This window comes from Ensifer aridi (genome assembly GCF_002078505.1).
In the GTDB taxonomy this organism is placed as follows: domain Bacteria; phylum Pseudomonadota; class Alphaproteobacteria; order Rhizobiales; family Rhizobiaceae; genus Sinorhizobium; species Sinorhizobium aridi.
In genome coordinates this window covers 458,555-472,675 of sequence record NZ_LUAV01000012.1, presented here as the reverse complement: position 1 = coordinate 472,675, position 14,121 = coordinate 458,555, and the positions used below count along the sequence as shown (strand labels likewise).

Here is a 14,121-nt window from a genome sequence, read left to right as displayed (position 1 = left end):
AAATCGTTCGCGATATAATCGCAAGGTATTGACAGCCAAAAATCGATAGGATAAATATCGTGCACGATCTAATCGTTAGCGATTGAGATGGGCATCGCACGCGATTTAATCGCATGCTCTATAAACTCGTTTTGAATAGCGCCAACAAGGAGCATTTCCATGACTAAGGTTCAGGTAAAGGCAAGAGCGAACAGCGTCTCAAGGAGAGAGATGCTGGCCGGTGCGCTGGGTGCTGCCGGCGCAGCAGCGGCAATCTCTGCGGTCAAGCCGGCTGAAGCGGCGAGCCCCAGCCCGGCGACGTCCGCAACCGCCGCGGGCGCAAAGACAATCGGCAGCCGGATCACCACGCGCGACGGCGTCGAGATCTATTACAAGGACTGGGGCCCGAAGGACGCGCCGGTCGTCATACTCAGCCATGGTTGGCCGCTCTCTTCCGATAGCTGGGAAGCGCAGGCGTTCCACCTTGCCAGCAACGGCTTTCGTGTCGTCACGCATGACCGCCGCGGCCACGGGCGCTCGAGCCAGCCCTGGGACGGCAACGACATGGATCACTATGCGGACGACCTTGCGGATGTGATCGAGGCGCTGGATCTGAAGGACATCTTCCTTGCCGGCTTTTCCACCGGCGGTGGGGAGGTCGCCCGCTATATCGGCCGCCACGGCACCGGTCGTGTCGCCAAGGCCGGGCTGATCGCTGCCGTGCCGCCGCTGATGGTCAAGACCGACAAGAACCCCGGCGGCTTGCCGAAGGAGGTGTTCGACGGACTGCAGGCGGCAAGCCTTGCCGATCGTTCGCAGCTCTACAAAGATATCGCCTCAGGCCCGTTCTTCGGCTTCAACCGGCCGGGCGCCAAACCTTCGCAGGGCATGATCAACAGCTTCTGGCTGCAGGGCATGATGGCAGGGCACAAGAACACATACGACTCGATCGTCGCCTTCTCGCAGACCGATTTCACCGAGGATCTGAAGAAGTTCGACGTGCCGACGCTGATCGTCCACGGCGACGACGACCAGATCGTGCCGATCGACGCCGCCGCGCGCGCCTCGAAGAAGCTCATTCCCCATGCGGTGCTGAAGGTCTATCCGGGCGCCCCGCACGGTATTGCCGACACGCACAAGGAACAACTGAACAAGGACCTGTTGGAATTTGCTCGGTCCTGATAGCGCCTCGGCCTGTACTTGTAAGCACAGATGCCGTGGCTGGAGGGCGCCTCGACCGGCGCCCTCTTTTTTGTGCGGGGCGGCTGTCCAGCGGGTGAATTTCGTGCACTATCCCGAGCCGATATTTGGGAGACGTCCGATGACACGCATTCTTCTCACTCGACGCTGGCCCGGGGCCGTGGAGCAGGTCCTTGCTGCGAGGTTCGAAACCGTCCTCAACGAAGGGGACAGGCCGATGGATGCGGCCGCCCTTGCAGAGGCATTGCGCAATTTCGACGCGGTGCTGCCGACCGTATCCGACCGGCTGCCGGATACGCTTTTCGCCGGCGGAAATCTACGCGCAAAAATCCTCGGCAATTTCGGCGTTGGCTACAATCACATCGACGTCGCCGCCGCGAAGGCCGCCGGCATCGTGGTGACGAACACGCCGGGCGTTCTGACCGATTGCACCGCAGATCTTGCCGTGTCGCTGTTGCTTGCCGTTGCCCGCCGAACCGGCGAAGGCGAGCGGCAGGTGAGGGCAGACGCCTGGGACGGCTGGCGTCCCACACACATGATCGGCACGAAGGTGAGCGGCAAGACGCTCGGCATTATCGGCTTCGGCCGCATCGGCAAGGCCATGGCGAAACGCTGCCGCTTCGGCTTCGACATGGACGTCGTCTTCTACAACCGTTCGAAGGTCGCGGAGGAGGAGGCGAAACGCTTCGGCGCCCGTCAGCTCGAGACAGTCGAGGACGTGCTCAAGGCGGCGGACTTCGTGTCGTTGCACTGCCCCGGCGGCGGCGAGAACCGGTACCTCATGAATGCCGCCCGCTTTGCGGCGATGAAGGCGGGCGCCTATCTCATCAATACCGCGCGCGGCGACGTCGTTGACGAAGCCGCGCTGATCGACGCGCTCGAAAGAGGCGTGATCCGCGGCGCCGGTCTCGAAGTCTACGAGGCAGAACCGGCCGTTCCTCAGCGCCTGAGGGCGCTCGAAAACGTCGTGCTTCTGCCGCATCTCGGCAGCGCGACGGAAGAGACGCGCACGGCGATGGGGATGAAGGTCGTCGACAACATCACCGCCTTCTTCGCGGGGCAGGAGCCGCCGGACCGGGTGGCTTGAGCTCGGCACATAGAAATGCGGCAATTTCGCTTGCGAAACAGCAGCTTGACTTTGGCCGTCGGGTTTCCGACGATGCCGGATCGATGATGCGCGTCGGCAAGGCGTGCCGCAGGGGAAATCCGAGGACTTTGACCGAAGCAGCAATGATCGCTCCGCAAAGAGCGTGGGGAAAGGGGCGGCTCGTTGCCAAGGCCCAGGACGGGCGCACGCGCATTGCCGAGCTTTACCAGGAAGGCTGCGCCAAGATTCGCCTGCCAAAGACCTTCGATAACTCGATGGAAGCAGTGCTCATCAATTCGTCGGGCGGCGTTACCGGCGGCGACCGGCTGAGCTGGGCGTTCGAGGCGGGCGAGGGGACGAACCTCACGCTGACGACGCAGGCCTGCGAGAAGATCTATAAGGCAAGTGCGGGAATGGCCGACGTCGTGACCCGAATATCGGTCGCGGCCGGAGGCCGGGTCGATTGGCTGCCGCAGGAAACGATCCTCTTCGATCGCGCGTCGCTGTCGCGCTCGCTCGAGGTCGAGCTTGCCTATGACGCATCCTTCCTGGCGGTCGAAGCCGTGCTGCTCGGGCGCAAGGCCATGGGCGAAGTGGTCCGCACGGCGCTCTTCCGCGATCGTTGGCGAATCTCGAGTGGCGGCAAGCTGATCCACGCGGAGAACCTCGCCTTTGGTGGTGACGTCGCCAATCTCGTGGCCCGGCGCGCGGTGCTGGATGGAGCGGCCGCATTTGCGACGCTGTTCTACGCTGCGCCGGATTGCGAAGCCATGCTTTCGAAACTGCGCGGCTTGCTCGAGGGATGCGCGCAAGCGGGTGCTAGCCATTATCGAGTCGCAGGCCGCGACAAGATCGTCGCACGCGTTGCGGCCGCGGACGGTTTTGCGCTCAGAAAAATCCTGATCCCCCTCATTTCGCACTTGCGTAAGGACGCATCTGTGCCGAAAGTCTGGACTCTCTGACCCGTACTAATCTGGATGGCGACGCATGAATCTCACTCCGCGCGAAAAAGACAAGCTGTTGATTTCCATGGCGGCGATGGTGGCGCGCCGGCGGCTGGAGCGAGGTGTGAAGCTAAATCATCCCGAGGCGATTGCCCTCATCACCGACTTCGTCGTCGAGGGCGCGCGTGACGGCCGTTCCGTCGCCGAATTGATGGAGGCCGGCGCCCATGTGCTGACGCGCGATCAAGTGATGGAGGGCATCCCGGAGATGATCCACGACATCCAGATCGAGGCGACTTTCCCGGACGGGACGAAGCTCGTCACCGTTCACGAGCCCATACGCTAGGAGACGAAAAATGCTGAGCCTGCGCCCGAACTGCGAATGCTGCGATCGAGACCTGCCGCCCGAAAGCCGCGAGGCGATGATCTGCACATTCGAATGCACCTTTTGCGCCGATTGCGTCGAGGCAAGGCTTGGCGGTACCTGCCCGAATTGTGGCGGCGAGCTCGTTCGTCGCCCGGTGCGTCCGGCGGCAATGCTGAAGAAATATCCGGCATCGACGGAGCGCGTCTTGAAGCCGGAAGGCTGCGCACGAGAGCGAGCCGCGTAAGGGGAAACGATCATGATTCCAGGAGAGATCATCGCAGCCGCGGGCGATATCGAGCTCAACGCCGGTCTTGAGACCGTTACGATCGAAGTCTCCAACTCCGGCGACCGGCCGGTGCAGGTCGGCAGCCATTATCACTTCGCCGAGACAAATCCAGGGCTTCTCTTCGATCGCGATGCTGCGCGCGGCAAGCGGCTCGATATTCCGGCCGGCACTGCCGTGCGCTTCGAGCCCGGGCAAACGCGGCAGGTGACGCTCATCCCGCTTTCGGGCAAGCGCGAGGTTTTCGGCTTTCGCCAGCAGGTGATGGGCAAGCTATGAGGGCAGTCGCTCGCATCATTGGCTTGCTGTTCGTCTCTGTGACGTCTGCGTTCGCTCAGGAAGAGCCGAAAGTGGACTGCGGGAAAGCCGTCACGCAGATGGATATGAACATCTGTGCCGATCGGGAATACCAGACGGCGGACGGGGAGCTGAACAAGGTCTACAAGCAGGCAATGACCGCGATGCAGGCAACCGACAAGGAGCTCGGTGACATTGATCGTGCTTACGTCGGCGCCGTGGAGGCGTTGAAAAAGGCCCAGCGCGCCTGGGTCGGCTACCGCGACGGGCAGTGTGAACTGGCAGGATTCGAGGCGCGAGGCGGCTCGATGGAACCCATGCTGGTCTCCGGCTGCCTCGCGGAGCTGACGCGCAAGCGTACCGCCGAGCTCAAAGAGCTTGTGGAATCGGCGGAGAACTGACGTTGCAAAGTCGCCGTGTCATCATGATCGTGGGCAATGGCTCGGTGCCAGACGGCGCTGGCCTCGCGATCGATGCCGCGCACCTTGTGATCCGGTTCAACGACTGCCGCTCGGTCGGCCGAGGCGGCGTCAAGACCGATATCGTCGCCGTCTGCAATACGGGCCGCCCCGCGCTTTCGATGCTTGGCGGCGGGCGATGGAAGACGAGCGCGGCGGTCCGGCAGGCCCGCGAGATATGGAGCGTGCGCTCCGGCGTCAAATTCGCTGCGATGCGGAGGGCGCTCGCGGAGAGTCACCCGGACCTCGACGATTTCTGCGACGACTACACAATCGGTTTCGAGAGCTTCGCCCGCGCCACGGGGCGAAAGCATCGGGTCATTGCGACCGAGACGCACGAGCGTCTCGACCGCAATCTCGCGCGCTTCGAACCACCGCCCTACGTGGCACCCTCGAGCGGCGTGGTGGTGATCGCCGACGTTCTTTCCAGCTTCGCATCCGCCGGCGACGACATCGTCCTCGCCGGTTTCGGCCATAGCGGCTGGGAGTGGCATCCCTTTGCCGCCGAACGCCGCTATGTCGATGCGCTGGTGGCGCAAGGGCGGCTCCGCCGCCTTCCTCATTCTTCTTCGTCAGACTTGCCCCAAGGAGCCTGAGTCCATGTCCTACAAAATGTCGCGCGCGGCCTATGCCAACATGTTCGGTCCGACCGTGGGCGACAAGGTGCGGCTCGCTGACACCGAGCTCTTCATCGAGGTCGAGAAGGATTTCACGACCTACGGCGAAGAGGTGAAATTCGGCGGCGGCAAGGTGATCCGCGACGGTATGGGCCAGAGCCAGGTGACGCGCGAAGGCGGTGCCGTCGACACGGTGATAACCAATGCGCTGATCGTCGACCACTGGGGCATCGTGAAGGCGGATATCGGGGTCAAGGACGGGCGAATCGCGGCGATCGGCAAGGCGGGAAATCCCGACACGCAGCCAGGTGTGAACATCATCGTCGGCCCGGGCACCGAGGCGATAGCCGGCGAGGGCAAGATCGTCACCGCCGGCGGCATGGACAGCCACATCCACTTCATCTGCCCGCAGCAGATCGAAGAGGCGCTGATGAGCGGTCTCACCTGCATGCTCGGCGGCGGCACGGGGCCGGCCCACGGCACTCTCGCCACCACCTGCACGCCGGGGCCGTGGCATATTGCCCGGATGATCGAAGCGGCCGATGCCTTCCCGATGAATCTCGCCTTTGCCGGCAAGGGCAATGCCTCGCTGCCGGGCGCGCTCGTCGAAATGGTGCTCGGCGGTGCCACTTCGCTGAAGCTGCACGAGGACTGGGGAACCACGCCGGGCGCGATCGACTGCTGCCTCTCCGTTGCCGACGAATACGACGTGCAGGTGATGATCCATACGGACACGCTGAACGAGAGCGGCTTCGTCGAGGATACGATCGCGGCGATCAAGGGGCGGACGATCCATGCCTTCCACACGGAAGGGGCGGGCGGCGGTCACGCGCCGGACATCATCAAGATCTGCGGCCAGCCGAACGTCATCCCGTCTTCGACCAATCCGACCCGGCCCTATACGCTGAACACAGTGGCCGAGCATCTCGACATGCTGATGGTCTGCCACCATCTGTCGCCCTCGATTCCCGAAGACATCGCCTTTGCCGAGAGCCGTATCCGCAAGGAGACGATCGCGGCGGAAGACATTCTCCATGACATCGGCGCCTTCTCGATCATCTCGTCGGACAGCCAGGCTATGGGCCGCGTCGGCGAGGTTGCGATCCGCACCTGGCAGACGGCCGACAAGATGAAGCGCCAGCGCGGCCGGCTCAAGGAGGAGACGGGCGACAACGACAATTTCCGAGTCAAGCGCTACATCGCCAAATACACGATCAACCCGGCGATCGCCCATGGTCTCAGCCACGAAATCGGCTCTCTCGAAGTCGGCAAGCGCGCCGATCTCGTCATCTGGAACCCGGCCTTTTTCGGCGTGAAGCCGGACATGGTGCTTTTGGGCGGCTCGATCGCCGCGGCTCCGATGGGCGATCCGAATGCCTCGATCCCGACGCCGCAGCCGGTCCACTACCGGCCGATGTTCGCGGCCTATGGAAGGGCGCGGACGAATTCCTCCGTCACCTTCGTCTCGCAGGCCTCGCTCGACGCCGGGCTTGCGGGAAGGCTCGGCGTCGCCAAGGAGCTCGTCGCGGTGCAGAACACTCGCGGCGGCATCGGCAAGGCGTCGATGATCCACAACAGCCTGACGCCGCATATCGAGGTGGACCCGGAAACTTATGAGGTCCGTGCTGATGGGGAGTTGCTCACCTGCGAGCCGGCGACGGTGCTGCCGATGGCGCAGCGCTACTTCCTGTTCTGAGCGCTGCGTTTGCCCTGAACCGTAAATGAAGCGTGTGGCCAAATGGTTTTGCGGGGCCATCTTCGCCTTCGTGCTCGCCATCACTGGCGGAGCCTTGGTCCCGCGGCCGCTGATGCCCGCCTATGCTTCGGCAGACGTGGAGGGGCTACGCCGGATACTCCTGCTGTCCGGTCCGATCCACACCGACAAAGCGATACTACTCGATGACGACGTGCGGGAGAAATTCGCATTCGTCGAAGATGCGGGCGTGCCTGTTCTGCATCCGGACGCCCGGTGGCTGATCTTCGGCTGGGGAGGGCGCTCATTTATCTCGAGACTCCGACCTGGAGCGAGTTGAAGCCGCTGCCCGTCCTTCGGGCGCTCAGCTTCGACCGATCCGTGCTGCATGTCGATGTTGCGGGACGAATTGTCGAGCCGCAGGAGTCGGTCACGGGGTTCGACGTGGATGTCGAGGAGTTCCAGCGGTTGATGGAATTCGTGTTCGAGAGCTTCCAGCGGCAGGAGGGCGAGATCGCACCTGTTGCGGGCTCTCCTATGGCCCCACCGACCGCTTCTTTGAGGCAAAGGGCTATTTCAACGCCTTGTTCGGCTGCAATACGTGGACCGCGAGCGCGCTCAGAAAGGCGGGGTTGCGGACCGGTCTGTGGAACCCGCTTCCGGTCACGCTGGATCTTTCCCTCGGTATTTACAACTGAACTGAACAGGCGCGTTTCGGCCCAACGCCACCAGCCATGCGTCACTCGCATGCCTGCTATGCGTCGCCGCCTGAAGCGCCGCTTTGATGCTGCACTGCAGCGGAATCTCCGGTAGGAAGGGCACTCGTTTTCCGCCGGCCGCGTTTCTTCCTCCCAAGACTTGATGCCGCCGGCAGCCGGTTCGAAGGAGATGATGATGCTCGGCAGAAAAGTTCCCGCTGTAACCTTCCGCACCCGCGTCCGCGACGAAGCCGTCGGTGGTTCCAATCCGTACCGCTGGCAGGACGTCACGTCGGACGATTATTTCGTCGGCAAGCGCGTCGTGCTGTTCTCGCTGCCGGGCGCTTTTACGCCGACTTGCTCGACCTACCAGCTTCCCGACTTCGAGAAGCTCACGCCTGAGTTCCGCGCTCTCGGCATCGACGCGATCTACTGCATCTCTGTCAACGACGCCTTCGTCATGAACGCCTGGGGCAAGTCGCAGGGGCTCGAAAATGTCAAGCTCATTCCGGACGGCTCGGGAGAGTTCACCCGCAAGATGGGCATGCTGGTCGCCAAGGACAATCTCGGCTTCGGCATGCGCTCCTGGCGCTATGCCGCCGTCATCAACAACGGCGTCGTCGAACAGTGGTTCGAAGAGGAAGGCTATTCCGACAATTGCGACAGCGATCCCTATGGCATTTCCTCACCGCAGAACATTCTCGCGGCCTTGAAGTCGCAAAAGCTCGCTGCCTGATCCTATTTTATCGACAATGGGAAGGCCCCGGTTGCCGCAAGCAGGCTCCTGAAAATCAACAGGATTCCTGCCTTCTTGCTGGCGCCGGGGCCTTTTCTTGGTAAAGTGCGCCGATCGGAGACATGGAATTCAATGGTTTACGTTATCGCACATCTGAAGGCGCATGCGGGCAGGGGCGATGAGGTCGTGGCGCTTGCCGGACCGCTGATCGAGGCGACGCGCAAGGAGGCGGGCTGCATCGGCTACGAGCTTTACCGCAAGCCCACCGATCCCGACACGCTCATCTTCGTCGAGACATGGAAGGATAGAGCAGCGGTGGATGCGCATTTCGCCGAGCCGCATCTGCAGAGCTTCAAGGCGGCGATGGCTGACCTGCTCGCAGAGGCTCGCATCGAGGTCGTGCATCCGGAGAAGGTCGAGGTTCTCTGACGTGCCCTATCGCTCAACCGAGATTCTTTCGCCCGGCTTCGCCGGGGCCACGCCGCTCCACCGCGTGACGCTCACCCATGACCAGCGGCACCTGCGTCGCAAGCTCCTGCACCTCGAAAACGACGATGTGGTGATGCTCGATCTCAAGGAGCCGGTGATGCTCGGCGATGGCGACCTCCTGGTGCTCGAAGGCGGCGGCTACATCGAGGTCAAGGCGGCGGAGGAAGCGCTTTACGAGGTCCATCCGCGAAACGCGCTACACCTCATCGAGCTTGCCTGGCACCTCGGCAACCGGCATCTGCCGGCGGCGATGGAAGAAGGGCGGATCCTGATCGCCCGCGATCCCGTGATCAGGGCGATGCTGGAAGGCCTTGGCGCAAAGGTCGACGAGGTGACCGAGCCGTTCCACCCCCTTCGCGGCGCCTATCACGGCGGCGGACATCACCACCATGGACACGACGATCACCACCATCATGGCTGAGCGTGCCGAAACGCAGGCGTTGCTCCGCCTCGTCACCTGGCTCTCACCAGCCTTTCCGATCGGCTCCTTCTCTTATTCTGGCGGCCTGGAGCAGGCGGTACACGACGGTCTCGTGACGAATGCCGAGGACTTGCGGCGGTGGCTCGAGACGCTGATGAACCACGGCGCGGCGTGGAACGATGCGCTGTTTGTGGCCGAAGGCTATCGTTGCCATGACGACGCTTCGCGATTGAGGGCGGTCTGCGAACTGGCGGAGGCGCTGGCCGGCTCGCGCGAACGGCATATGGAAACCATGCTCCTCGGTGAGGCCTTTCTCGCGGCAGCCCGCCATTGGCCGCATCCGGTGCTCGAAACACTCGGATCGACAGTCGCCTATCCGGTGGCGGTCGGCGCCGTTGCCGGCGCGCACCGAACGGGTCTCGAGCCGGCGCTCGCCGCCTTTCTCAACGCGAGTGCATCGAATGCGGTATCGGTCGCCATTCGCTGTGGCATCTTGGGTCAGCGCGCTGGCGTCGGTGTGCTTGCCGTGCTGGAGGAGGTGATAGCCGACGTGGCAGCCCGCGCCGTGCGAGGCTCGCTCGACGATCTTGGCTCGGCTGTGATCATGGCCGATATTGCCGCCTTGAGACACGAAACCCTGCATTCGCGCCTGTTCCGCTCCTGATGCAGGTCGCCCAAGAATGTGCAGCGGTTTTGGGGCAACGACATGCATGGAAGTCAGAGCGGAATGAGGAAAGGTGTGCGCGGTTTCCCGCCCGCATCGGAAAGGACATATGAACATGCCATCGAAAAACGGTCCGCTTCGCGTCGGCATCGGCGGCCCGGTCGGATCCGGCAAGACGGCGCTGACCGACAAGCTCTGCAAGGCGATGCGGGAGAAATACTCCGTCGCCGTCGTCACCAACGACATCTACACCAAGGAGGATGCGGAGGCGCTGGTGCGCATGCAGGCGCTGCCCTCTGAGCGGATCGTCGGCGTCGAGACCGGCGGCTGCCCTCACACGGCGATCCGCGAGGACGCCTCGATCAATCTCCAGGCGATCGCCGAACTCAACCGCCGCATTCCCGATCTCGACGTGGTCTTCATCGAATCGGGCGGCGACAATCTGGCGGCGACCTTTTCGCCGGACCTCGCCGATCTGACCATCTATGTGATCTCGGTCTGTCAGGGCGAGGAGATCCCGCGCAAGGGTGGTCCGGGGATCACCAAGTCCGATCTCTTGGTGATCAACAAGAAGGATCTCGCCCCTCATGTCGGCGCCGATCTCGAGGTCATGGAACGGGATGCGGCGCGGATGCGTGCGGAGAAGCCCTTCGTGTTTTCGGACATGAAGCGCGGCGAAGGCGTCGACCGGATCGTCGAATTCCTGACGGTGCACGGAGGGCTTTGACGCGTTTTGGGCGAGCGTTTCCGCGAAGGGGCGCTCCATCAAAGCGCAAGGTACGAATGCGCCGAGATATAGCGACGTGTGCCCAAGTATCACATTGGGGCAGATGCCGCCTCAGCGCATTCCCGTTCCTGAGGTCCTATTCCGCAGCCAAGGCCGGATGGCTGATGACCTTGCGGTCGGACTTGCCGTGTCGCTCGCTCTCCAGCGCCCTTACGCGCTCCTCCAGGCTCTCGATCGTGTCGCCCTGCTCGGCGGCGAGCTTGCTGAGAGCCTCGGGGTCGAGCGGGAGGTCTTCTTCTTCCTTCTTGCCGATGAAGCGGCCGAAGATCCAGGCGAGAAGCCGTGAGAGGTCGTCCATGATCAGGAAGAAAGAGGGGACGACGACAAGGCTCAGGACCGTGGAGACAATGATGCCGCCGATGACGGCAATCGCCATCGGCGCGCGGAAGGAGCCGCCTTCGCCGACGCCGAGTGCCGAAGGCAGCATGCCCGCCGACATGGCGATGGAGGTCATGACGATCGGGCGGGCGCGCTTGCGGCCAGCCTCGATCATCGCCAGCGTCCGGTCCATGCCGTGATGCATCATCTCGATGCCGAAGTCGACCAGCAGGATGGCGTTCTTGGTGACGATGCCCATCAGCATCAGAATGCCGATCAGAACGGGCATCGAGAGCGCATTCTGCGTCAGGATAAGCGCTGCCGCCACGCCGCCGATGGCGAGCGGCAGCGAGAACAGGATGGTGAAGGGCTGGATCACGTCCTTGAACAGGAGAATGAGCACCACCAGCACCATCATCAGGCCCAAGAGCATGGCGTTGCCGAAGCTCTGCTGCATCTCCGCCTGAACCTCGGCGTCGCCGCTTTCGAGGAACTCGACGGTTCCAGGCAGCTCGGCCGCGGCGGCGATCTCTTTGAAGCGGGCCGATGCGGTGTCGAGTGCTACGCCCACAGGCAGGTCGGCGCCGAGCTTGACAACGCGATAGCGGTCGTAACGCTTGATGGAACTGGGTCCCTCCGCATAGTTGATGTCGGCGACGCTCGAGAGCGGAACCGTAGCGCCGGATGCCGTCTGGACCTTGAGGTTGCGGATCGCCGCCAAATCCGTCCGGAAATCGCGGTTGAGTTGGACCCGGATCGGGATCAAGCGCCCGTCGAGCGCGATCTTCGTCAGCTGCGCGTCGATATCGCCGATGGTGGCGACGCGGATGACTTCGGAGATCTGCGCCGTCGTGATGCCGAGACGGGACATCTGGTCGTCACGCGGTCGTATCTGCAATTCCGGTCTCGGCAACGCGCCGTCGGGGCTCACATTGGCAAGTAACGGGTCTCGGCGCAGTTTCGTTTCGAGGGTGGCGACGGCGTGGTCGAGATCCGCCTCGTTGTTGGAAAGCAGGTTGAACGACAGGTCGCGCTCGCCGCGGTCGTTGAGCTTGGTGACGCGAACGTCCGGGATCGACCGAAGCTCCGCGAGGATTTCCTTTTCGATTTGCGACTGCGGTTTGATACGGCCGGCCGGCGGCAGCTTCGGCAGGTATTCACCGATCAGCGGTGTGCGGCCGATCACATCGTTGACCACTTTGTTGACGAGCGAATGGTCAAGCTTCTTGAGAAGCACGGTGACGGCGGCGCGGCGCAGTTCCAGGTCGCCCTTCGGCGAGGCGCCGCCGAGCACGAAGACGTTTTCGACGCCGTCGATGTCCTTGATGCGGTTGTAGATCTCCGTGGTGGTACGATCCGTGTCCGCGAGCATCGCATCCGGCGGCAGCTCGATCGACAGGCTGACGCGCGAATTATCCTCAGGCGGCAGGAAGCTGCCCGGCACGAAAAGGATAAGCGCGATCACAGAGCCGACCGAGAGCACGATTGCGGCGAGCAGCGTCGAATAGCGCGTGTACCAGCGTTTCGTCGTGAAGCGCACGACGCGCGTGTACTGGCGCATCATGAATCCTTCATCGTCATGACCGCCGCCGACATCCGTCGGCTTCATCAGATAGGCCGCCATCACCGGCGTGATAAGGCGGGCGACCAGCAGCGAGAAGAAGACGGAGACGGCGACGGTCAGGCCGAACTGAATGAAATACTGCCCCGGGATGCCGGGCATGAAGGAGACCGGCACGAAGACGGCGATGATGGTGAAGGTGGTGGCGATGACGGCGAGGCCGATCTCGTCCGCCGCTTCGATCGCCGCCTTGTAGGGCGACTTGCCCATGCGGATGTGCCGCTCGATGTTCTCGATCTCGACGATCGCGTCGTCGACAAGGATGCCGGTCGCGAGCGTCATCGCCAGGAAGCTGACGAGGTTCAGCGAGAAGCCGAGGAGCTCCATGACCCAGAATGTCGGAATGGCCGAGAGCGGCAGGGCGACGGCCGAGATCAGGGTGGCGCGCCAGTTGCGCAGGAACAGCATCACGACCACGACGGCAAGAAGCGCGCCCTCGATCAGCGTGTGAATCGCCGCCTCGTAGTTTCCATAGGTGAAATAGACGGAATCGTCGACCATCTCGATGGTAACGTCCGGATGCTTTGCCCGAATTTCGTCAAGCGTCTTGGCAACGGTTTCGGCGACGGTGACTTCGCTTGCGCCCTTGGCGCGAAAGACGGCGAAGGTCACGCCCGGCTCGCCGTTGAAACGCGAGAACGATTTCGGCTCCTCGTAGGTGTCGATCACCTTGCCGAGTTCCGACAGGCGGACGAAACGACCGTTCGGAAGCGAGATCATCGTCTCGGCAAGGGTGGAGACGTCGCGGGTGTCGCCGAGCGTCCGGATCGCCTGCTCGCTGCCGCCGACCTGTCCGCGGCCGGAGCCGAGGTCCATGTTCATCCGGCGAAGCTGGCCGTTCACGTCGGCGGCGGTAATGCCGTAGGAGTTCAGGCGGTCTTCGTCGAGCTCGATGCGAACTTCCCGGTCGGAGCCGCCATACCGGTCGACGCGGCCGATGCCGGTCTGGCCCTGGATCGCGCGCTTGATCGTGTCGTCGACGAACCAGGAGAGCTCCTCCAGCGTCATGCCGGGGGAGGAGACGGAAAATGTCTGGATCGCTTGGCCCTCGACGTCGACCTTGGAAACGATCGGCTCTTCGATCGAGGTCGGCAGGTCGCTGCGGATGCGGTCGATCGCGTCCTTGACATCCTGCACGGCCTGCGTCGTCGGCACTTCCATGCGGAAAATGACGGCGGTCGTTGAACTGCCGTCGGTGATCGTCGATTCGATATGATCGACGCCGGAGACGCCGGCGACCGCGTCCTCGATCTCCTTGGTGACCTGGGTCTCGAGTTCGGCGGGGGCCGCACCGCTTTGCGTGACGCTGATCTGCACGATCGGCACGTCGATGTTCGGGAAGCGGGTGATCGGCAGCGAGTTGAACGACTGCCATCCCAGCACGACGAGCACGAAGAACGCCAGGATCGGCGCGACCGGATTGCGGATAGACCAGGCGGAGAAATTCATGGTCACGGTTCCC

Annotated in this window: 15 protein-coding genes and 1 pseudogene; 15 read left to right on the top strand and 1 reads right to left on the bottom strand. The window is 63.0% G+C overall.

Annotated elements, in window-relative coordinates:
- Window positions 1-159: 159 nt before the first annotated feature.
- The 15 genes and pseudogenes from AYK65_RS12405 (at window position 160) to ureG (ending at window position 10,660) form a co-directional block, all read left to right on the top strand.
- Window positions 160-1,161: an alpha/beta fold hydrolase gene (locus AYK65_RS12405; RefSeq protein ID WP_081158542.1), complete on the top strand. Its 1,002-nt coding sequence runs from the start codon at window positions 160-162 to the stop codon at window positions 1,159-1,161.
- Window positions 1,162-1,300: 139 nt separating this feature from the next.
- Window positions 1,301-2,266: a 2-hydroxyacid dehydrogenase gene (locus tag AYK65_RS12400; protein WP_081158540.1), complete on the top strand. Its 966-nt coding sequence runs from the start codon at window positions 1,301-1,303 to the stop codon at window positions 2,264-2,266.
- Window positions 2,267-2,394: 128 nt separating this feature from the next.
- A complete protein-coding gene (locus AYK65_RS12395) occupies window positions 2,395-3,228 on the top strand; it encodes an urease accessory protein UreD (protein ID WP_139793172.1) in 834 nt (277 codons plus the stop codon).
- Between the two features lie 25 nt (window positions 3,229-3,253).
- The gene (locus tag AYK65_RS12390; protein WP_026618115.1) at window positions 3,254-3,556 is read left to right on the top strand and encodes an urease subunit gamma; all 303 of its coding nucleotides are present in this window, start codon (window positions 3,254-3,256) and stop codon (window positions 3,554-3,556) included.
- A 10-nt stretch (window positions 3,557-3,566) separates the two neighbouring features.
- The gene (locus AYK65_RS12385; RefSeq protein ID WP_026618114.1) at window positions 3,567-3,821 is read left to right on the top strand and encodes a DUF1272 domain-containing protein; all 255 of its coding nucleotides are present in this window, start codon (window positions 3,567-3,569) and stop codon (window positions 3,819-3,821) included.
- Window positions 3,822-3,833: 12 nt separating this feature from the next.
- Window positions 3,834-4,139: an urease subunit beta gene (locus AYK65_RS12380; protein ID WP_026618113.1), complete on the top strand. Its 306-nt coding sequence runs from the start codon at window positions 3,834-3,836 to the stop codon at window positions 4,137-4,139.
- Window positions 4,136-4,558, top strand: coding sequence for a lysozyme inhibitor LprI family protein (locus tag AYK65_RS12375; protein ID WP_081158539.1), 423 nt, complete (start codon window positions 4,136-4,138; stop codon window positions 4,556-4,558). Before AYK65_RS12380 ends, AYK65_RS12375 begins: the two co-directional genes overlap by 4 nt.
- 2 nt (window positions 4,559-4,560) lie before the next feature.
- The gene (locus tag AYK65_RS12370; RefSeq protein ID WP_081158537.1) at window positions 4,561-5,211 is read left to right on the top strand and encodes a Urease operon accessory protein; all 651 of its coding nucleotides are present in this window, start codon (window positions 4,561-4,563) and stop codon (window positions 5,209-5,211) included.
- A 4-nt stretch (window positions 5,212-5,215) separates the two neighbouring features.
- Window positions 5,216-6,928, top strand: coding sequence for an urease subunit alpha (ureC, locus tag AYK65_RS12365; RefSeq protein WP_026618110.1), 1,713 nt, complete (start codon window positions 5,216-5,218; stop codon window positions 6,926-6,928).
- Window positions 6,929-6,953: 25 nt separating this feature from the next.
- A pseudogene (locus AYK65_RS12360) lies at window positions 6,954-7,623 on the top strand (TIGR02117 family protein).
- Between the two features lie 196 nt (window positions 7,624-7,819).
- Window positions 7,820-8,359, top strand: a complete 540-nt coding sequence (locus AYK65_RS12355) for a peroxiredoxin (protein ID WP_026618109.1) — start codon at window positions 7,820-7,822, stop codon at window positions 8,357-8,359.
- Between the two features lie 132 nt (window positions 8,360-8,491).
- A complete protein-coding gene (locus AYK65_RS12350; RefSeq protein ID WP_051440723.1) occupies window positions 8,492-8,788 on the top strand; it encodes a putative quinol monooxygenase in 297 nt (98 codons plus the stop codon).
- Window position 8,789: 1 nt separating this feature from the next.
- Window positions 8,790-9,269 (top strand): urease accessory protein UreE, encoded by a 480-nt coding sequence (gene ureE / locus AYK65_RS12345; protein ID WP_026618107.1) that lies wholly within the window; start codon window positions 8,790-8,792, stop codon window positions 9,267-9,269.
- On the top strand, window positions 9,262-9,933 hold the full coding sequence (locus AYK65_RS12340; protein WP_026618106.1) for an urease accessory protein UreF: 672 nt from the start codon (window positions 9,262-9,264) through the stop codon (window positions 9,931-9,933). Before ureE ends, AYK65_RS12340 begins: the two co-directional genes overlap by 8 nt.
- Before the next feature lie 115 nt (window positions 9,934-10,048).
- Window positions 10,049-10,660: an urease accessory protein UreG gene (ureG, locus tag AYK65_RS12335; RefSeq protein WP_026618105.1), complete on the top strand. Its 612-nt coding sequence runs from the start codon at window positions 10,049-10,051 to the stop codon at window positions 10,658-10,660.
- A gap of 136 nt (window positions 10,661-10,796) precedes the next feature.
- Here the strand turns inward: ureG and AYK65_RS12330 are convergent, their stop codons facing one another.
- Window positions 10,797-14,108, bottom strand: a complete 3,312-nt coding sequence (locus tag AYK65_RS12330) for an efflux RND transporter permease subunit (protein ID WP_081158535.1) — start codon at window positions 14,106-14,108, stop codon at window positions 10,797-10,799.
- Between the last annotated feature and the right edge of the window lie 13 nt (window positions 14,109-14,121).